General features: G+C 55.0%; 13 protein-coding genes. 1 reads left to right on the top strand and 12 read right to left on the bottom strand.

Going from position 1 to position 21642, the window contains the following annotated elements:
• The 9 genes from E9954_RS00120 to E9954_RS00080 form a co-directional block, all read right to left on the bottom strand.
• Positions 1–933: a hypothetical protein gene (locus E9954_RS00120; protein WP_136077233.1), complete on the bottom strand. Its 933-nt coding sequence runs from the start codon at positions 931–933 to the stop codon at positions 1–3.
• Positions 933–2321: an MFS transporter gene (locus E9954_RS00115; RefSeq protein WP_136077232.1), complete on the bottom strand. Its 1389-nt coding sequence runs from the start codon at positions 2319–2321 to the stop codon at positions 933–935. Before E9954_RS00115 ends, E9954_RS00120 begins: the two co-directional genes overlap by 1 nt.
• Positions 2322–3767, bottom strand: coding sequence for a sulfatase family protein (locus tag E9954_RS00110; RefSeq protein WP_136077231.1), 1446 nt, complete (start codon positions 3765–3767; stop codon positions 2322–2324).
• The gene (locus tag E9954_RS00105) at positions 3764–5419 is read right to left on the bottom strand and encodes a sulfatase (protein WP_136077230.1); all 1656 of its coding nucleotides are present in this window, start codon (positions 5417–5419) and stop codon (positions 3764–3766) included. The genes E9954_RS00110 and E9954_RS00105 overlap by 4 nt, the downstream gene beginning before the upstream one ends.
• On the bottom strand, positions 5416–8136 hold the full coding sequence (locus E9954_RS00100) for a hypothetical protein (RefSeq protein WP_136077229.1): 2721 nt from the start codon (positions 8134–8136) through the stop codon (positions 5416–5418). The genes E9954_RS00105 and E9954_RS00100 overlap by 4 nt, the downstream gene beginning before the upstream one ends.
• Before the next feature lie 81 nt (positions 8137–8217).
• Positions 8218–9009, bottom strand: a complete 792-nt coding sequence (locus E9954_RS00095) for a LamG domain-containing protein (RefSeq protein WP_136077228.1) — start codon at positions 9007–9009, stop codon at positions 8218–8220.
• Positions 9010–9046: 37 nt separating this feature from the next.
• The gene (locus tag E9954_RS00090) at positions 9047–10948 is read right to left on the bottom strand and encodes a thrombospondin type 3 repeat-containing protein (protein WP_136077227.1); all 1902 of its coding nucleotides are present in this window, start codon (positions 10946–10948) and stop codon (positions 9047–9049) included.
• A 397-nt stretch (positions 10949–11345) separates the two neighbouring features.
• On the bottom strand, positions 11346–13553 hold the full coding sequence (locus E9954_RS00085; protein WP_136077226.1) for a hypothetical protein: 2208 nt from the start codon (positions 13551–13553) through the stop codon (positions 11346–11348).
• 22 nt (positions 13554–13575) lie between these two features.
• Entirely contained in the window at positions 13576–13758 is a 183-nt protein-coding gene (locus tag E9954_RS00080) for a hypothetical protein (protein WP_136077225.1), read from the bottom strand.
• A gap of 154 nt (positions 13759–13912) precedes the next feature.
• On the opposite strand from E9954_RS00080, the gene E9954_RS00075 reads away from it, so the two are divergent.
• Positions 13913–14995 (top strand): substrate-binding domain-containing protein, encoded by a 1083-nt coding sequence (locus E9954_RS00075; RefSeq protein ID WP_136077224.1) that lies wholly within the window; start codon positions 13913–13915, stop codon positions 14993–14995.
• On the opposite strand, the gene E9954_RS00070 is transcribed toward E9954_RS00075, so the two are convergent.
• From E9954_RS00070 to E9954_RS00060, 3 genes are read right to left on the bottom strand one after another with little or no spacing between them, the layout of a single operon-like run.
• On the bottom strand, positions 14992–15855 hold the full coding sequence (locus E9954_RS00070) for a hypothetical protein (RefSeq protein ID WP_136077223.1): 864 nt from the start codon (positions 15853–15855) through the stop codon (positions 14992–14994). The two genes, E9954_RS00075 and E9954_RS00070, sit on opposite strands and share 4 nt — an antisense overlap.
• Positions 15852–19700 (bottom strand): sulfatase-like hydrolase/transferase, encoded by a 3849-nt coding sequence (locus tag E9954_RS00065; protein ID WP_136077222.1) that lies wholly within the window; start codon positions 19698–19700, stop codon positions 15852–15854. Before E9954_RS00065 ends, E9954_RS00070 begins: the two co-directional genes overlap by 4 nt.
• Positions 19697–21592: a sulfatase-like hydrolase/transferase gene (locus E9954_RS00060; RefSeq protein ID WP_222846980.1), complete on the bottom strand. Its 1896-nt coding sequence runs from the start codon at positions 21590–21592 to the stop codon at positions 19697–19699. Before E9954_RS00060 ends, E9954_RS00065 begins: the two co-directional genes overlap by 4 nt.
• Between the last annotated feature and the right edge of the window lie 50 nt (positions 21593–21642).

Genomic DNA, 21642 nt, shown 5'->3' with positions numbered 1-21642 from the left:
TCAATACAAATGACTATTCAATTTCAGGGCGCTAAATCGGCGCGTAATTTCTTTCAGGGTACCGATCGTAAGATAGACATCGTATTCCACCTCTAATCCCTTCGTGAGAGCGAATGTGCGCAATGGAGCCACATACGAGCAGGCCGATCCCTTTTCCCCGGTGGTGCCGTCGCCCAGCGCTCGGTAGACCGTGAAATCAGTGGTTCCGGGCGTGAATATTCCGATACCCCAGTTGGTATCATCCAGATAGGCCACCCATTCCGAAGTCGATTCGCCGAGGCCTAAACCGTCAACACCCTCTTTCCCGTTTTCAGCGAGGATTCGCGGCGCTTCATTGGTAAGCGTTCCGTTTTTAGTGTAATAAAAATTCGGTAACGCCCCGTCGATAAAAACTGCCGGCAGTTCCTGGTGCCTTGGTTCACCCTGATCCGGGCCGTCATACTTCATGCTGAAAGAAATTTTTGCCACATCGCCATCCAGCGTAATCGTTTGTTGCATTACCATCTCCGGACACAGCACTCCGCTGGCCCAGTGGCGAGGCTCAATTTTGGCATAAAGCTCATCTTCTGCTTTATTGAATTCATGGACCTTGGCGGGCACACGCAGCCAACTTCCGCCCTGGATTGGGTTATAGACCCAGGGTTTTCCGTTCCAGTCCGAACCATCCGCCTGGCCATAATAAGACTGCTGTATAAACCGTCCCTCATCAAAATGGTTGAGCAGGTTGCGACCCGTTTGGCTCTCACCGAAAAAACCGATGCACGCACCGCGAGAACGGTCCACTCCGATCTTCAATGTCCCGTTGTCGATATATTCCCAGCCATCCTCAGATGACAGCGTATGCGTATTCAGCACCAAAACAGACCCCTCATTGGTGGATGCATTACATCCGGCAGCCACAATAACACTGATCAGATAAATCCAGTTTTTCATTATGCTTTCCTCTCATTTAGGATTCGGCGAGTCTCTTCGGATTTCGCGCGGGAGATAGGATAAAAAATAAAGACCAGAATTCCGGCAACCAGGCCGATGGTCTGAATGGAAACAAACAGGGTTTTCAGTATCTGAGCCACCTCGGGAGACACTCCCTGTGCGGCATAGCCGGCACCGGCCAGCTTAATCACCAGTCCGCCGGTCAGGCCGGTCAGTGCCACGCCGGCTTTCAGCGCCAGACTTTTGACGGCTCCGAACATGCCTTCTCGGCGGAGGCCGGTTCGCAGTTCATCCTCGTCGCACACGTCGGCGGTCATGGAGTCGATCATCAGCCAGCAGGCCTGCTGCCCCATACCATAGAAGAAAAACGAGATAATCTGTGGATGAAACTTAAAGCCGAACACTTCGGTTACTTCGAAGCCCGGGCGCATGGTAAAAACCATACTGCCGACGGATAGCAGCGCCAGGCCGAAACCGCCGATCATGGTTTCGCGCTTACCGGTTTTCGCTGATATCCAGCCTGCAAGACGAACTCCGATATAAGCCGCCAGCACCCCGGCCATTCCACCGAGTGCCGACACCTCAGCCGCCAGCTTCTTGTCGCCGCCGAAGACATGGTAGATGTTCACATACAACGCGACTGCAGCTGATGTAAGCAGTCCGGTGATAATGATAATGTATCCGCTCAGCAGCAGCCGAAAGGGCTTGTCCTTGACCGTTTCAAGAATCGCCTTGCCGAGTTTTATTTTCGGCTGCGGTTTCTCGGCCACCTTTTCACGGCACAGCAGTGCAGGCAGGCAGCCGGTGATCAGCACCGAAAGACCAACCAGCGCAGTGACCCAGCGCGCGCCGGTCAGAATATCGCCACCGAACAGATCGTTCTGGCACCAGACATAGAGATTCGGAATGCACAGCCCGGCAATCAGGCCGATATACATGCGCCAGCTCATCACCTTCGTGCGCTCGTCATAGTCCTCGGTCAGCTCAAAACCGAGTGCAGTATACGGCACCACAAACATCGTATAGGTCAGCGCGTAGATCGTGCTGATGATACCGAAATAAATAATGACCGCGACCTTGTCGGAAAACGGCGGCATCCAGAGCAGCGGCAGCAGAATCGCCGACACCAATGCACCGATAAATATCCATGGACGGCGACGCCCCCATTTACTGCGTGTGTTGTCGGAAATATTACCCATCAGCGGATCGGTGATCGCGTCGAATAGACGAGGAACCATCAGCGCCGCGCCGACCCAGACCGGATCAATTCCCAGCTCAATATTGTAGATGGGCAGCGCGAGGATAATCAGCACCTGGAAGATAAAATTATCCGCCCATCCGCCAAGCCCCCACGCCGCACGCACCTTTATTGGAACCGTTTTCTCCACCTATTTAACTCCAAAGTAATGGTTGTACCACGGGCGTTCGCGGCCGTAGGCATCCGGGAAGCCCGGCCGCTGCATCTCATCGCGCCAGACGCTCAGTTTTTTCTCGAGGCGTTCGGCCAATTCCGGGTATTCAGCGATTACGTTTTTATGCTCATGCTGATCGCTTTCCATGTCGAAGAGCATCTGGACCCCGTTCCCCAGCGAGAGCAGCTTCCACTTTCCTTCGCGGATGGCAGATTGCCCCCAGAAGCGCCAGTACAGAGCATCATGCGGCGCGCCTTTTTTTGCGTTTAAAAGGAAAGGAAGCAGGTCAACCCCGTCGATCGCGCCGGGGTTGGTTTTAACGCCTGCCGCCGCGAGTGCGGTTGCCCCCATATCGAGCGACAGGACCGGCTGTTCGTAAACCACCGGCGAAATGGTTCCCGGCCAGGAAACAATATACGGAACATGGATGCCTGCATCGGAAAGCATGCCCTTTTCACCGATCCAGGGATCGTTCAGGGAACCGGTCCACTCGGGGCCCGACTTACCCGTGATCGGCGTATCGGGTTTCGTAATTTTGTAGGGAGCCCCGTTGTCCGCGAGGTAGAATACCATCGTATCTTCTTCCAGGTTTTCCTTCTTGAGATAGTCCATAATCCGCCCCACGCCATCGTCTACCGCGGAAATCATCGCCAGCCCGTGCCGGCGACGCTCGGTCATTTCGCCGGGAAACCGGTCCAGATAGTTGCCCGGCGCCTCCAGCGGAACATGCGGCGCGTAATAGGCGAGATAGAGGAAAAACGGGTTATCATCCTTCTCCCTGCGCTTCAGAAACGCCATCGCGGCATCGGTCTGCACATCGACCCGGAAATCTTTGTTTATAATTCGCTTCGGCGCGTTGGGAATATCGTTCCCCTCCAAATCAAAGTTGCACTGATAGGCCGTCATCGGTGCCCAGAAATATTCATCGAACCCCTTTTCGATCGGCGAATGCGGCAGGCATTTTTCGAAAGGAATGGCGAACGCGCCCTCTTTTTCCAGGCCTTCCGGATAATGGTCCTTCATCCAGGTCTTTGCCAGATGATGCGGCGTCAGATGCCACTTGCCGACGATACCCGTGGTATATCCCGCATCACGCAGGCGCTCGGCGATGGTGGGTTCATCGGCGGGGATCGGAACATATTCATTTGAATCCACCCCGAAGCGCTGCTGATAGCGGGCCGTCATGATACCCGCCCGCGACGGGGTGCACTGCGGTGCCGTCACATAACCGCTCGTCATACGCGCGCCGCCGGCCGCCAGCTGGTCCAGATGCGGCGTTTTGACATCGTCAACAATTCCGTTTGCACCCAGATCCGCGTAGCCGTGATCATCCGTCAAAATTATAATAATATTCGGCTGTTTGGCGCCATGCGCTGCAAGTGATGCAGCAATCAATAATCCTGTAATCCACTTCTTCATCATTTCTCCACTCTCGAAATACGGCCAATCGGCCGGCTCATATTCTGTTGTTCAAAGATATTTTTAAAGGGTCGCGCCTCGGCGTGCTGCGGATCAAATCGGCTGTTGGTTCTTGGGATATAGCGCGTCTCAACCGTTTCGTTTAGCCAGCCGGCCAGCTCCTTGAACATCGCCTGAGTACGCTCGGGTTCTTTGGCAGACAGCTCGGAGGCTTCCGAAAGATCGGTGCGGATATTGTAAAGCTCCAACCCGCCTTCCCAATTGAGGATCAGTTTCCAGTCGCCCTTACGGATGGCGGAGCGCGGTCCGGTCAGGACGCCCTTCTTCAGGCCGACCGACACATAAAAGGGATAGTGCCAGAAAAAGGTGTCGCGAGAATATTTCTGCGAAATATTCTTTGGATTGATTAACAAAGGAACGAGTGACTCGCCGTCGCCGGATGCCGGCGGCTCACCGCCCATTTCGAGTAAGGTTGGGTAGAGATCGTTGCAGTCGACCGGCACGTCGCACAGGGCGGGTTTCACCGACTTCGGATACCAGATCATTAACGGAACGCGGATGCCGCCTTCATAGAGCAGCGCCTTTTCACCTTTGAGCGGTGCGTTGTTGCTGACGGCGGGTTTTCCGTTTTCGTCGGGATGCACAATACCGCCGTTGTCGGACATGAAGACGATCACCGTGTTATCCGCCTGCCCGGTTTTTTCAAGGGTCTGGATCAGCGCTCCGATGGAGTCGTCCATACTTTTCAGCATCGCGGCATAGGTCGGGTTGGCGTGCCCGTTCCATCCGCGCGTCTTCTTTTGGGCGAAGTGTTTGATGTCCTCCGGCTTGGCGCCGAACGGGGTATGCACCGCGAACTGGCAGAAATAGAGAAAGAACGGCTTATCCGATTTCGCCTGCCGTTCGATATAGCGGCAGGCCTGTACGGTGAGGTCATCGGTGAGATAGTCCTCACCGGTTTCCCCACCAGCATTGCCCTGCTGCAGTTCCGCCTGCGCCATATTGGGATGCTCTTTCTTTTTCCCGTTCCAGCGGTCGCGCCAGTTAAAATACTCCGAGCCGCCGGAATCAAACCAGGCCAGCGCTTCAAAGCCCTGGTCGGACGGCGAAAACCCTTCGGAGCCATGCCCGCCCAGATGCCATTTGCCGATAAAGGCCGAGTTGTAGCCGGCCAGCGCTTCAGCAATCGTGGTTTCTCCGGACGGCAAAGCAATATTCGAGATGCCCTGCGTCAGTGGCCATTGAGAACGATCGGTTTTGTTTTCCAGTCCGTCCTGATCGTAGAAACCGTCCGGCGTCTCCATCCCCTGGTTATAATACGTTTTATAGCCGCCGGGCGTAGCGGTCATAAAGCCCTGGCTCGCGGCATATTTCCCAGTAATCAGGCTGGAGCGTGTCGGCGAACAGAGCGGGCAGGCATACGCCTGCGTAAACACCACCGCCTGATCCGCCAACCGGTCGAGGTTCGGCGTTTCATAATAACACCCTTCCCGATCCACCCCCTTGACCCGCGCCGCATAGGACACCAGGTCCATATAGCCCAGATCATCCGCCAAAACGAAAATAATATTTGGCCTTGGCGGCTTCGTTGCCGAGACCTTTCCAACCAGTGCCACCGAAATAAGTATCCCGAGGGTGAACCATTTTTTACTCACAGAGGCACCTGCTCATTACTGTCCAGTTTATAAAACCTGTTCTTATTCGTTGATATCGATGAGTCAGAAAAACTGCCCTGAGGATAGCTCATCCCGCCCTTCATCAACAGGAATCCTTCCAGAAGATTGGTCGTACTGTATAGATTATATTCGCGCCCGGTCAGTGAGTCCCACTGAATTAATACTTCAGATGAATTGATATAAAAATCGACCTGCGGGTTGTCCGATTTAACGGTAATCAATGAAGAATCCGGCAAAGCAGTAAAACCGGTTTCACGCACCTTCTCTTCCATCAGGATCAACGTGCCCAGCATGGTGGATCCGTTGGGATTCAGGAGGGGATCCGTCTCATCGGGAGCCGTATAGACCGGATGAGGATACCACGCGGCCAGGGTAATGCGCTCGGGAGCCGCGCCGTTGAAAATATGTTGATCCAGCCCGGAAATCACATCGGAACGCCACAGCTCATCGCTGTCATTCCCGCCCCTGGAACTCGTCAGAAACAGACCTGATTTGCACCCGAGCGCATGGCGGGCGAAACGCTCCGCATCAATCATCTCTTCATGGGTACGCTCCCCCGTAAGCACCTTATCGATGGGGAAATCCTGCTCAAAAAAGTCGAGCGTGTATCCCTCCGCCTCTACCGCATTTTTCAAATCCGCATAATGGCTCTTATACTCCAGGCCTTTGACAGGCAGTGCATCGATGACTCCGTATTCGAGATCGGGGAAATGGGGCTTCACCTGTTTGATATATTCCACGACATCCAGAATGCGCCAGCTCATAGCATAGTCACCACCTGACCACGGCTTGGACAGGACACTCTGCATCCCCACCGCACAGAGGTTCCATCCATGATTCTCCAGATCCTGAAGCGCATTGATCGAATTTTGATAGTTCGGTGTATTGTAATTATACTTGGCATGCCCCCACGTCGGCTCCGTGTCGTCCAGCGCCACCTTGATACCGTATGCATTGAACACCTCAGCCATTCGGGTCTTCAGCTCCACATTGTCCGCCAGATGATCGCGATAGGTGGCATAGCGGAGGTAATAGACCTCCATGGTTTCCAACGCATTCGTCCACGTCGAAAGCTGAGGTTCATAAAAACGCGATTCAAAGTCCGGTGGGATTCCTCCGTTCGTGCCCAGGTTACTGTCTTCAAACCAGCATCCGATGGCCTGAGAAACCGCAGCAAGTTTCAGGTTTTTGATACGATATTCGTTGGAGACGGGACTCAACTCCGGCACCAGTTCAATGCTCAGCGGCTCGCCGCTGATGCCGACCGCATCCGCATCAACCAGGAGCGTACAATCGACATATCCCCGACCTACTACGATATTCGTGGTGAACGAACCTGCTGAAACAGTCAACAGTGATGGATTCTCACGGACCAGGCTGCGGGCCTGGAATGAAACTTCATACGTTGTTCCCTGTCGGAATGTATCATCGGCCGAGACAACCGAGCAGGATGCTGCACTACCGGCAGTCGCAGGCAGGACATAGCAGTTTACACCATCTTCCAGCCCGAATGTCCCGTCCCCGGAAAAGATCATATCCAGCACATAATCCGTCTCAACCAAACCCGCACCGTTCGTTTCGAAAGCGGTGTAATAGAGCAACCCGGAATCAACGGTTGTTGAATCTGCGGATATGGAAAGATCCATGACCCGATATTGGTTAATCCCGGAAACAGTTCCCGTACCCGCAGGGACAAACTCAACACGAAGATCGCTGCCAGCAAGCCCCGTCTCGTCGGAATCGACCACCGTCGAGTAGGAGCTCTCGGATGTGCCGATGTTGATGGTATTCGTATAGCTGCCACCAAGAACAACATGTACTTCATTCTGAGAGGGGTCGGCATCAATCGACTTAAAAGCCCGAAAATCCAGGCGATAGATCGTCAACTCCTGAAATGTGTCGGAATCACTATTCAGTTTGAAGGCGTTTCGCCCTCCCGTATCGTTTAGGTTCATGCGAAAATAGCTGTCCGTAGCATTGGTGACGATCAAACTCCCATCATCCGTCGTCAGCCCGATGACATTCTCACTGGCGACCAGTCCGCCCGCATCCATCTCAAATTCTGTTTCAAACAGCAGGCCGGCGATTGCATGTGTAGAAGATTGCGGCAAAACAGTGTAGTCGTCAAAACCGGCATGACTGGTCAGCAAAACGCGAAGAGAGGAATCCCCGTCTGCCCGAAAGCGCGACTGAATGCCCTCACTGGTCAACCGCATGCCGACGGTCTGACCGATTAGTGGATCTCCGGCCTCAGCCGAATAATACCCATAGACCGAATTACGGTTGTCAGACCCGAACGTACCCAGATAGTTTTTTCCGGCAACCCGGCTTGCCGAAACCGGAGCTCCATCAGCCAGCAGATACACCACCTGATTCGTCATCATGTTGGCCAGCGCGGCTGCGGCCGAGGCCTTATAGCTGTAGGTATATCCAGGCGTGTAGATGTGTTGAATATTTGAAACCGTAGTTTCCATATCCAAGTAATGCGACTCGGCATTTGCATTGAACGAAGCCCCTCCCCAGGAGCCGAAGGTTCCCCCTGAATTCGAGTTGGATTGTAAGCCCCCTTTGGAGATTGTAATGAGTTCATTGGTACTCCAAGCTCCGTCAGAGCTTACAAGCACCGCCGCCTGCACCCCACCTGCAAACGACAGCAGGAAACTGTAAACCGCGGATATAAAATGTACCAATTTCATAATCTTGTTGCGCCACTCGATAAAAAGCCCGATGAAACACATGTCATTTTCATCGGGCCTGCGGTTCTCGACAAAAAGTCCTTACATGATCAGCCTTCTGCGAATTGCGACGATCGCCACGCTGAAAGATAAGACCATGCCCAGCGTGGCCGGCTCGGGAATTGCGATGGCAGCAATCTCCTCCGCAGTAAGCGCGGTGTCATAAACCGAGAGATCATCCACCAACCCGCCAAACTGCTCATTACCGGCCGTATCCTGAGCCCCCAGGACTAGAAAACTGCCTGTGTCCGGAGTGAAATCACTCGCAAGAGACCTCCTGAGAACGCCATCGATATAATATTTCGCCGTGGTTCCGTCATACGTAAACGCCAGATGGTGCCAGCCATTATCCGCAACGTTCACCTGATCCGTAACATCCCGGATATTGGTTGTTTCTCCAATAAGGTCCACGCCCGTATAGTCCAGATTCGAAGTGTGTCTCAGGGCAAAACCTGCTGAGCCTCCACTCTGCTTGGATAAGATTGTATCCCAGGTACCATCCTGCCAGCCGTCCACCTTGACAAACACCGAGTAGGTGAATGTGGTCGTGGGCAGATACGTTGTTGAGTCATGGATATACATATGCGCTTTAGCTGCACTCAGATCGAGCGAATATCCCTCACCCAAACGTGTATCCGTGCTGAAAACCCCGGTTTCAGAATTTACCATTGCTGTCCCGTTATGATAGCGGTATATCCCACGATGAGTCGTGGCGGGGGTTTCTGCTGCATTGTACATATTCTGGCCATCGAAGCTCCACTCTCCGATCAACGCCGCATGAGCGCCGCAAACCAATGCAAACGCTACTGCCAGTATAGCCTTATTCTTTTTCATTTTTTTATCTCCTTTTCTCGTCGTTTCACCATAAGTTTTAGTCTAACTCCACTTGGAAGAAATTCACTGCACTGCCCACGGTGGTGGTGTACGAGGTTTCAGCGCCGGCGGAAGGTACAGCCGTGGCTGCCGTGCCCCAGTTGCCAACAGTGAGGTTTACATTGGTCAGGATGTTGTAGCTCTTGCCGGCGGCCGACTGCCAGGTCACGACGAACTCACCGCCCACCGCCGGAGCAGCCTCGGTGATGGTCAGCAGCGATAGCGCATTGGTGGGATCGGTTCCGAGCTGGTATTCCTGCCAGGCCCGGAAGCCGTCGCCATCGGTATCGGAAATGTCCTGCGCTTCATATTCCTCGTCCGTCTCCAGCCCCGGATAATAGTCGTCCAGCCATGGATGCGGTGTTCCGTTGGTCGTCAGGTCGGCGGGAATATCGACTGCCGTGATTTCCAGATTATACACCCTGTATTGATTGACCGCCGAAGTCGTTCCCAGCGGCTCGATTTCAATGCTGAAGGGTTGACCCTCGAAGCCGAGGTCTTCCGCGTTCACATCGAAAGAAAACGGCAGCTTCGAGGAACTGCTGACCACCACAGTCTGGGTGTAGACTCCGCCCAGGATTAAGCCCAGCTCGTTCTGGGTTGCATCGTTGCTAATCGTCTTGTTCGCGGCAAAGCTGAAGGTATAGGTCGTCAGTTCGCGGAAGGTATCCGCAGCGGCGGCCAGCTGAAAATCATTGCGAGCAGAACCATTCAGATTCATCGAAACATAATTATCGGCCGCCTCCTTGATTAAATCGAATCCGTCCACGACTTCCAAATCGATATTGTTGACAGCAATGACTCCGACGGCATTGGTTTCGAAGGAAGTCTGGTAGAGCAGCCCGGTGTGAACCGGCGGCGGAGCTTCCGCCGAAAAGTCAACATTGAAGACCCGGTACTGGTTAACCGCCGTTGCCGCACCGGCCGGAACAAATTCGATGCTCAGATCATCCCCAACCAGGCCGATTTCATCCGGATTGATGACCATTGAATACGGTGTGGTTGTGGTGCTGATAGCGAGCGTATTGGTGTAGGTTCCCCCCAGAATGATGTCCACTTCGTTTTGTGCGGCGTCACCGTTAATGGCTTTCTGCCCTCGGAAGCTTAAGGTATAAAGGGTCGATGCCCGGAACGAATCCGCCTGAGCATCCAGTTTGAAATTATTTTTGGCTCCCTCCGCGGTGATATTCATGCGGAAATAGCTGTCTACGGCGTTGGTAATAATCAATTCATTACCTACAACAACTTCCATTTCAATCGGGTTTGCCGTGGTAATCAGTTCGCCTGCTCCATCCAGTTCAAATTCCGTGCTGAACAATGTGCCTGTCGAAATATGGTCGGCCAGTACGCTGGAAATGAACGAACTTCCGTCGCTGTACCAGCGGGTCTGGATACCGCTGCTGAACAACTTCATCCCGATCGGCTGACCGATAATTGGATCGCCCACCTCGACGGTGTAGGACCCCGAAATCGCCACCTGGTCGTTAATGCCATACACACCGGTATTATTCAGCCCGCTCACCAGTGTTCCGGCGATGCCGTTTGTATCACTGCCGGCGATCAGCATGACATTCTGCGTGTTGGAGTGACTCTCAATCGCGGCATAGCCCTGAATCTGGTAGATGTAGGTCTTTCCCGCCTGGTAGGTAAGATCGGGATTTCCGGACACGGCAGACATGTACATGGTGTTGGTAGTCTCAGCATCTGCATTGGATCGATACCAATCCTTGCCAAGCGTTGTGCCGAATGCTCCGCCATTAATATAGTTCGTCTGCATTCCGCCGTTTGATGTGGCGTTAATACTGGTACTGCTCCATGCCCCATCCGAAGTAATCAGCGTTCCGGCCTGAATTCCACAAGCCAATCCAATAGCAACAATTGTTGTGATCCACTTTTTCATGATTCTTTCCTCTCCGTTTCACCTTTTGTCATACCTCAAAGAATACCGATCGATAAGCTCACGGTACTATGAAAAATCATCCTGTCAACCTATTTGTCCCACTTTGTCTCTCATAAGCCCAAGACACAAATGGGACATTCCGCCCAACAAGTGGGACACATGCGCAATAAATCAATACATTCATATGGAATTGCAAACCTGAGACATCCCGTGTCACGGGTAAAAAAATTGACTCGGAGGAATTTCCCTTGCGGAACATTCGCTTGCGCGTAAATTCCGCAGTGTGCACCTCAAAACGCTCTGGGAGCAGGAACCCGACATACTACCGAAGCAGTAAGAAGCCGCGAGCGCTTCGCCCGCGGCTTCTCCTGCCCGTTATGAGGAACGACGCGCCATGCTAGTTTCCCTCGACCGTGATCGCATCATAGTAGATGAAGTCGGCAATCCCTGTCCCCGCCTGCCGGAACCTGAAGCAGGCATCCTGCGGCATCGGGTAGCTTGCAGCATCAACTGCAATATTCGTCGCATACCACTGTTTATTAACATGCCGTAAGGACGGGCCAAAGGCTCCGACAATCTCCCATTCCAACCCGTTATAATACTCAAGATAGGCTTCATCCGCCCCCTCCATCGACAAAGGCATGAAATCAAAACCGATCGAAAGGGTAGCATACGCCGATGCATCAATGGGTTGCGCAAGCGTCAGCATGGACCCGGCTTTGTCATCACTGATGAGCACTGAATGGCTGCCTTCAGAGGCCGTCCTGTTCACAATGAACACCTGGTTGGTATCTGCACTGACCCAGTTGCCAAAGCCGGTTTCAAAACCGTCGGAAAGCGGAAGCCCCTGTACACTTTCATAGTCATCGATTATCCCATCGGCCAGCAGGAAGGTCCCCAACATGGTTGCTCCATTGGTATTGACCGACGAATCCACTTCATCCGGAGTACTGTATACAGGGTACGGAAACCAGGCCGACAGGCAAGCATGCCGAGCCCCCCCTCCAGCAGCCAGATAAGCATCCAGACCCTCAACAACATCAGACCGGAACGCCTCATCACTCGCCTTCCCCCCGTCAGAGCTGGTCAGGAAGAGGCCCGGACGGCATCCGATTTCGTTTCGCACAAACCGCTCCACCTCAACCATCGTTTGGAAGGTAACGCCATTTTTATTCTCAAGGGCATAATCCACAGGAAAATCCTGGTGAATAAAGTCGAGCGTGTATCCCTCCGCCTCTACCGCATTTTTCAGATCCGTATAATGGCTTTTGTACTCCAGTCCTTTTACAGGCAGTGCATCGATTACGCCGTATTCCAGATCGGGGAAATGGGGCTTAACCTGCATGATGTATTCCACAATATCCAGAATACGCCAGCTCATAGCATAATCACCGCCCGACCAGGGTTTGGACAACACACTTTGCAACCCCACTGCACACAGGCTCCACCCATAATCTGTCAGATCCTGAAGCACATTGATTGACGCCTGATAGCTTGGTGTCTCATAGTTATTCAGAGCATGTGCCCAAGTGGCCCTGGTATCATCCAGCGCCACTTTAATCCCATACTCGTTGAAAACCTCAGCCATTCTGGCTTTTAAAACGGCATTGGTTTTTAGCCAGTCACGATAGGTCGCATAGCGGAGGTAATAGACATCCATGGTCGCCAGCGAGTTGGTCCACGCAGAAAGCGCTGGCTCATAAAAGCGCGATTCAAAGTCCGGAGGAACACCGCCGTTTGCTGCTAGATTATTGTCCTCAAACCATCGCTCAACATCGGGGTACTTGGCAGATATATCAAGATCATAAAAACGATACTGATTAACTCCGCCCTCCGTCACCGACTCTGCGACGAAGCCGACGGTAATCGCTTTAGTTGCGATTCCCGCCTCATCCGAATCAACCTCCAACCGGTAGACATCATGAGCAGGACCAATGACCAGATTGGTTGCATAACTGCCCACAGAAGCTGTAACCATATTTTGAGTCGGATCGCCGTTGATTGCCTTCTTGGCCCGGAAACTGATCACATACTTTGTTCCCGCACGAAAACAGTCGTCTTCCGAAGCAATGGAAAAGGAATCCTTCCATGCCGTGTCATTCTCAATACAAAAATAAGGTACATTGTCCTCAAACCCAAATTCGCCTCCGGTTTGGGAAAAGACCATATCCAACACATGATCGACGCCGACGAGAGAACTCAAGCTATTTGTCTGAAAGGACATACTGAAAATTACCCTGCCAGCACCAAAATCATTTGCATGATTCGTCAGGCGAGTTTTTACCCAGCTCTCACCATCTTCACGAAACCGGCTTTGTATTCCCTCGCTGCTCAGGCGCATGCCTATGGACTGGCCGATGATGGGATCGCCATTGGTGACGGCGTATGAGCCGAAAATCGCGCTGGTGTCGGCCGAACCATAGGCGCCCGTATTGTTAGGCCCTGCAATCCGGGAGCCGCTCACCAAACTGCCATTAGCCGTTAGATAAACCACCTGATTGGTTGCATGAGAGGAAAGTGCAGCCGCCGCTGTTGATTGATAGGCATAGGTGTACCCCGCCGCATAGGTATGCTGAACATTGCCGACTGTAGCCTGCATATCCATATATTGAGTCTCTGCGTTGACATTAAAGGAAGCTCCCCCCCCACTGACCAAACACGCCGCCCGTATTCCAGTTGGTTTGAGCTCCGCCATTAGACGCAGGATTGACAGCCGAGCTACTCCAAGCTCCCTCCGATGAAATCAACTGCGCAGCCTGAACCCCGCCTAGCCACCCCATGGCCACCAGTGCAACAATGTATGTTTTCATTACCTGCTCTCCTTTGGTTTACTAGTTAGAAATCCTTTCCCGATTCGATAACCCATATCTAGTGTAAAACACTAATACGTCAAGGTATTTGTCTCATTTTGTCTCCTTTTTATGATTGACAAGTTAAGGACACCATGTGCACTATCTGGGACAAATGAGCGAAATACCAATAATTACAACACAAACGCAGACCGAGGCGGTCTGCGACATTCTGCGAAAAAAAATCCAATCGGGGGAACTTTCCAATGACGGGAAAATTCCTGCCGTGCGAAAACTGGAGGAAATGGTGGGCTATCCGCGCAATACGGTTTGGCGTGCTCTGCTCCAGTTAAAAGAAGAGCGTTTCGTAACCACGACTCCCACCGGGCGCTATCTGGTGCATCCGCGGTTTCGTCACAACCACGAGGGCTATAAGGCACTGAAGCTTGCCTTTGTCGGAAACGGCAACATGGCGCTGGCCAATCCGTTTCTTCAACGGGTCTACAGCTGCCTTGAGACAAACAAGGACGGATTCAACATTGAGATTGACCTGCTGCTGGGCACGGAAAACAAGAAACTTTGCGCCGCCGACCTTACCCCCTATAAAGCCGTCATCCTTGCCGCCTCCTGGAGCTTCCCCTTTTTCAAACCGCTGCAGAAAAAAAACAAGCTGGTCACCAGTCTGGCCGCGCCGCTCAGCTACCATCTGCCCTCCGGCGTTCGGATCGATAACTTCCATGGCGGCGAAGTGGCCGGCATGGCGTTCTGCGAAAGCGAGCCGAAAAAAATTGTTCTGCTCGGCGAGAGCCAGTATTACCCCGACAACTGGCATGAAATCTTTGAACTGCGAGCGCTGGGCTTTCGGCGCGCCTGGCTCCAGCACGGCAACCCTTCAAGCGTTATTACGGAATATCCTCTCCCCGAAGACCTGCTGCCACGCATGCGGGAAATTGAAAAGATTGTTGCCGCTCAGGAAGAGCCTACCGGGTACTTCGCGCTCTCCGATCCCACGGCCATCATGCTGCTCAGCGCCCTGCACGACCGCGGCCTGCGCATCCCGCAGGATGCCCGGGTGATTGGATTCGACGACAGTCCCGAAGCCGCCGAAGCCGATCCGCCGCTCGCCAGCCTCTGCCCCGACCCCCAAACCATGGCTGAACGGTTGATCCTTCAACTGCGTACCATGGAAGCCGAACCCGGCTACAACAAAGTCACCTACGTCAAGCCCCGCCTCATCGAACGCGCTTCCCTTGGCTAACGGAGCGAGCGCCTTCCCGCCCCTTGCATGCTCGCAAACCGGTTTTTAATTTCATCGAGGGTTCCGATGGTGAGGTAGACATCGTATTCAACCTTGAGACCTTTTGTCAGAGCAAACGTCCGCACAGGAGCGATATAGGAACAGGCGGATCCACCGGAGCCCGTGGAGCCATTGCCCGCAAAACGGTAACAGGTGAATTCCGGGGTGCCCGGCGTGAAAATGCCAATGCCCCAGTCGTTCCGGTCCAGCCAGGCCGTCCAGTGCCGGGACGTCTTTCCCGACTCATTCGGCCAACCGGGCACCCGGCGGGTTAATTCCCCCTCCGACACATAAACGAGATTGGAGAGAACTGCATCCACAAAAACGGCCGGCATTTCCTGATGGCGCGGTTTGCCTTGGTCTTTACCGGTATAAGTCAGTTTGAACCGGATATGGGCCACGCGCCCGTTGAGCGAGATGGTCTGTTCCATGATGGCTTCGGGGCACGTTTGACCCCCCGACCAACTGAGCGGCTCGATCTTTGCGTAAAGCGAGGTTTTGTTTTTATCCTTCTTGAACGTCAGCACCTTCGAGCGTTTGCCGTCCCAGCTTCCGCCCTGCACCGGGTTGTAAACCCAATCCTTCTTGTTCCATTTCGATCCATCCGGCGCGCCGTAATACGACTGCTGGATAAAGCGCCCTTCATCCCAATGATTGAGCAGGTTGCGCTTCGTTTCGCTTTCACCGAACCAGCCGATGCATGCCCCGCGCGAACGGTCGATCCCGATCCGCACTTCGCCGTTATCCAGATATTCCCATCCGGCAAAGGCGCTCCCGGACACGGCCAGGCAACACGCAATCATCTGCATTCTACTCATCATGGATACTCCACTAACACTCGATAAAAACCATTCGTTGAGGGCGTTCCGCTGGAAAAGAAAACCGTCTGGTCGGATGCCAACGGCCCCGCGGTTTCGACGGTTCCCCAACCGGTCGGCACCAAGCTCTCCGTCCATTGGAGATAGTAAACGCGCCCGGCCTTGCCATCGACCTGAACGGGAATTTCCGCAGCCGAGATTACAAACTTATTTTCGGAAGGATCGAGGCGGTCGGTGCCGGCAATGATTTCCGCCCAATCCTCGAATCCATCGTCGTCGGCATCGCCATTGGCGGAACGGATCCAGTCGATCTCGAAGGTCGCCCCGGAGGTGCCGATCGGATCCACCCGCAGCTTGTCGATCACATTACCGTCCCAGCCTGCATTACCTTCCAGAATAAATTCCAGCACCTGCCAATCGCCGCCGCCCGTGTAGGTTTCGGATAAAAAGTTACCGACAAATCCGCCGCCCTGGGGCGCCCAGTATAGTTGGACGGCCGCATTGGCCGAAGCCTTCATCCGCAACGTGACTGCGGGAACGGGTGCGGAATCGAATCCGACGCCATGGTTTTCAAAGTGAGGATCCGAACTCGTCGTTGTTCCCTGCACCGCACCGTTGCTAACCACAAAGCCGACCATGTTTTGCGGATTGGTATCCCACCCCTCAAAATCATTCTGGCCGTTGAAATGGAAGCCCAAATCCGCCGGGTCGTTCGGATTCCGCGCAACCGCATTTTCATCGCCGTCCGTGGTGCCATCCCCATCGGTATCCAGCAGCGACATCGACTCAATCAAACCTCCCGCTGAATCAAACACGAGAATCTCGAGCACGTCGGTTTCAAAATAACCAGAGCTGGGCTGGAAGCGGAGCCGCACCACGGGTGCGCCGGGATTGATCGGCACCTCAATGGTGCGTTCAACGTTGTTGTGCGAAACCGGAAAAGAAACCGACTGCGCTCCCAACCACTCCGTATCGCCGGGTAACTTCCACCCAATGCGTCCGGGGCCATAGCTGCGGGAGGTCATCGTGACCCGCACCTTGGCCGGCACAGCGCGCGCCGACAGATCCGGACTGTCGAGCGCCGGGAGAAAGCTGTTGGAAACCAGCTTCAGGCGTCCGCCGGTTCCGTCCTGTACCCACACACCGTCGTTGGGAATCCAGCCGTCGAACGCGGGCGGAACATAGCTGGGGTTGGCCACGGGAACCAGCGCCTCCGTATCGACAAGGTGTTGTTCGATCAGCGCATCGAGCTGCGCAACCAGCGCCGGGTTGCCGGGCGCCAGGTTGTGCTCTTCACCGGGATCGGCAGTAATATTGTATAGCTCGTAACGGTGGTTCCCCGTACCGCCGTTCCCATGGAAGAAGCGGATCAGCTTCATGTCGCCCTGCCGCACCCAGACGCCCGGAAAGGTTCCGGTGGCGGGCGGTGCCTGCGGGAACTGGACAAAGACCGTGTTGCTATTGGCCGGAGCCTGTCCCAGCAACGAAGGCACCAACGATTCCGAATCCAGCGGATAGCCTTCGTAGGGTTCCAGATCGAGCATGCCGAGCACGGTGGCATAGATATCCAGGTTGTTGACGTTGTTGCTATTGACGGTGCCACCGGCCACCCGCCCCGGCCAGTTGACGATGAACGGCACATGCGTTCCGCCATCCCAGATGCAGGCCTTGCCGGCGCGCGATGGAAAGTTGTCGGTCGGCACGGCCAGGTCTTCGGCGATCCAGGAATACATCCACCCGCCGTTGTCGCCCGTAAAGAAAATGATGGTGTCGTCGGTCAGCCCCAGCTCCTCCAGCTTGTCGAGCACGGTGCCGACGCCGTCGTCCATCACCTCGATCATCGCCGCCATGGTCGGGCTGTCCTGCCGCCCGTCGGTGCCGGCCAGGCCGACATAGTTCGCGCGCACTTCCGGCTTGGCCTGGAACGGGCCGTGCACATCGTACCACCATAGGTTCATCAGGAAGGGCTGGTTGCGGTTGTCCCCGACAAAGTCGGCGGCCCAGGCCGCGAGGAGGTCGTTCACGTGGTCGTCAGTGGTAACGGGCGACCCGTCCGGCCAATCGGCGGGAATGTTCGAGTCGCCACTGAACGGCGCAAAGTAGCCGCCGGGTGGGCCGGAGTGCTGGCGACCGCCGATCACGAAATCAAACCCCTGGTTTTCCGGCACATATTCGTCCATGCCCAGATGCCACTTACCCAGGAACGCGGTGGAATAGCCGGTCTGCTTCATCAGCTCGGCATAGGTGACGTAGCCGTTCGGCAACCGGGAACGCGAGCCGACCGTTGTTGAAGGAAGATATGCATTCGCTGTGGCATTCACCTTCGGATCCAGCGTAACGGTGGTCGAGTGCCCGTTGGGCGTATTGAACCGCACCCGTGCCGGATAGAGGCCGGTAAGGATGCCTGCGCGCGTCGGCGAACAGAGCGGGTTGGCCGAATGCGCGTTCGGAAAGTTCATGCCCGCCGCCGCCAACCGCTCGACGTTCGGCGTCTGGTAATAGTCGCTCCCGTTCACCGTCACATCCATCCAACCGAGGTCGTCGGCCAGCATGACGATGACGTTGGGGCGGTTCCCGCTTTCGCCAACGGCAATGCGGTCGAACCGGATTTCGTCGCCCGGCGTCGCGCCATCGGGCAGGTCGATGCGCAGGCGAGTGAGCGTGCCGTTCCAGTTGGAATGCACCGACATATCAACCGCATAGGTGGTGGTGTCCGGATCGTTTGACACAACAGTGAAGCCAACCGAGTTCCCAACGAATGACGGGTTTTCCAGGGTTTGGAAAAAGACACTTCCGTTGGTCGAAGCCGAACCGTTCTTCGCCTTGATAAAGACCCGGCTGATGCCGGTCAAATCCAGATCGAGGTGATCGGGCGACAATAGCTGCGGATCGGCGGAGGAGGCCACCAACACATAGTCGCCATCGGCCACCGTGTTGCTCGAAGCATTCAGGGCTGACCATCCTTCGCTGTCGCCATCCACATTGAAGATCCAGCGCAGACAGGATGCCACAGGCACGGTTACGTTGTGGAGGTCGGCCAATTCCTGATCGGTCAGGAACGTGTCGTGAATGCGGATGTCGTCCATCAAGCCATCGAAGGAAAGCCCGGCCGAAGCCGCAATCCCTGTCGGCGCACCGGCGAGCAGGTTGGTGGCAGAAACCACGGCACCCAGGTTGTGGCCTACGCTGTCTGTCTTGGCGGCAACGCCGCTCGCCGACATCACCGCGTTGGTGAAGGGGACAGCCGTCACCGACACCAGCCCATCGCTAACGGAACCCGGCGCGGACGAAACGGAGAACCGCAACGCAACGAGCTGCCACTGCTCCTGCACGACGGCGGACTTTGCAGTTGAGGAGGCCACCTTGTTCACACCGTCCCCCACAAACGCCCGCAAGGTGCCATTCTGCTTTTTAAAGTTGAACCCCGAGGACATCGCCCCGAATGCATCGCCGTTGCTGCAATCAAGGATGCGTTCGTTTTCATCCATGCCATCAGAAGAAAAGCGGATCCAGGCCGTGATGGAAAAATCGCCGGAGGGAATAAGTAGGTTGGCGGCTCCGAAATCGATCTGGTCGCCATCCTCTTCCGCGAATTGCATGGACCCGGCGATCTGTCCGCCACGCCCGCGAAGCAGTTCAGTCGAAGAACCGTCTATCGTTCCCTCGCTATCGGCAATGGTTTCGTGCTGGAAGGTTTCATCCAGGCGGTAGTGATGCACCAGCCCTGCATCGGCAATACCTGAGAACAAAAGCACAAACAGCAGGCCCAAACGGAGCGGGGACATTCTTGTCCCCGCCGTCGCCATCGGGGGCTGGAAAGCCCCCGCTCCTGTATTCAATCGTTTCATTTTCCTGTCCTAAATCGATACCAATAGGCCCCGTCGTTGATCGGCCCGGCGCGTTTGCCGCCCAAGGTGATCCAGCCCGCGTCCGCGAGCAGATAGTAGGTGGTGTCCGGTTTCAGTTGCGGCAGATCGAACGTGATCGATGTCTTTCCTTCCGCTGCGTGGCCGGGTTCCGGATCGGCCTGCCAAACCACCTCGTCGTCGGCGCCCACCGCATAAAGCCGGATGGCTTTGCCCTTCGTCTTTTCGAAGCTGAGCGGTGCGGAAAAATTAAAGGTCAGATCGGTATCCGTCGGCACATTTTCCTCGGCCATATGCGGAATGGCCGATTCGTACGCGGGCAACACCATGCGGATACGGTGGAAGCCCCACCCTTCCTGATAATCCTTGAGCGGCTGCTTCCAATCCTTGGACATTTTGGTGTGGTTGTTGGCGAACGCAAACCAGGCATCGTTCATGTATTTGAGCTTTTCCGGCATCGCGGCGGCGAGGTCTTGCGTGGTGCATGGATCTTTGTTCACGTTGTAGAGCCGCCACGGCCCGTCGCTGATGCTCGAGATTTTCCAATCGCCTTTCAGCATGCCCTTGCCGGTGAAGTTGAACGCCCAGAAAATTTCATCGTGCACCGCGTGTTCCGGCAGCGAGGGATTGCGGAAAGCCGGAAGCATCGAGCCGCCATAGAGCGGCTCCAATTTGCGGTCGCCGTCTTTTTCCGGATAGTCCGCGCCCGCGAGTGCGAGGAAGGTTGGATAGAGATCCGTCACGTGCAGCCGCTGTTTCTGAATACTGCCGGGTTTCCCCTTGAGCCCTTTCGGCCAGCGCACGATGAGCGGCGACGAAACCCCGCCCTCCTCCGCCGACGATTTATACCAACGCCACGGCGTGTTTTTCAGATAGCTCCAGCCGTTGGAACAATACGGCCGGCTGTTTTTATGCCAGGGAATCTGCGCATCGTAGGTTTGGATATCGCCGTTGCTGTAGGCCCCGCCGTTATCCGAAAAGAAGATCACCAACGTATCCTTCTCCAACCCTTTTTTCCGAAGGTGTTCCAGCACGCGGCCAATGTTTTGATCGACGCGGTCGAGCATGCCTGCATAGGCCGCCATGCGACGCGCCTCCTGCTTTTGGGTCGCGACCGACATCTCGTTCCAGCGCCGCACCTCGCCGTTGGGCGGGGTGTCAACATAGCGATCGTCGATCAACCCCATCGCCTTCATCCGGGCAAAGCGTTTCTTGCGCAGCGTTTCCCACCCCGCCTCATAGCGGTCGTAATATTTTTCGACATCCTTCTCATAGGCGTGCAGTGGTGTGTGGGGCGCGTTGAACGCCAGATAGGTAAAGAAGGGCTTGCCGTCGGCAACGGCGGAATCAATCTGCCCGATCGCATCGTCGGTGAACGCATCGGTGGAATACCATCCGTCCGGCACAGGCGCAGGCTTATCGCGGCCGCGCTGGATCTGGGGATTGTTCTGGCCTTCGGCACAGCCCGTCAAGCAATTGATTGCGCCGTGCAGGAAGCCGTAGAACGAATCGAAGCCGGCATCCAGCGGATTACCGGGTTGGTGCCACTTGCCCGAGATCGAGGTTGCATAGCCCGCCTGCTGCATCAACTTCGCAATGGGAAGCGAGCGGCGGTAGTTGTCGGACTGGCTGTGCGTGTGCCCGGTCATCAGGCTCGTGCGCGTCACCACGCACATCGGGTTTACGCGATAGTCGGAAAACCGCACACCGCCCGCAGCGAGCCGATCGAGGTTTGGCGTATCGATCTCGCCGCCGAAGCACCCCACATCCGACCACCCCATGTCGTCCACGACAATCAGCAGGATGTTAGGTTTCTCGGCGGCCCTTGCCAAAAAGGCGCTTATTACAATCAACGCTACAAAAATATTTTTCATCGTCATTTCCATTCTAACGGAGCGGGGGCTTTCCAGCCCCCGACGGGGAC

The sequence above is a fragment of the Pontiella desulfatans genome (assembly GCF_900890425.1).
Lineage (GTDB): Bacteria > Verrucomicrobiota > Kiritimatiellia > Kiritimatiellales > Pontiellaceae > Pontiella > Pontiella desulfatans.
Note: the sequence above shows the minus strand (reverse complement) of the source record. Positions and strands in the feature narration are given on the sequence as shown.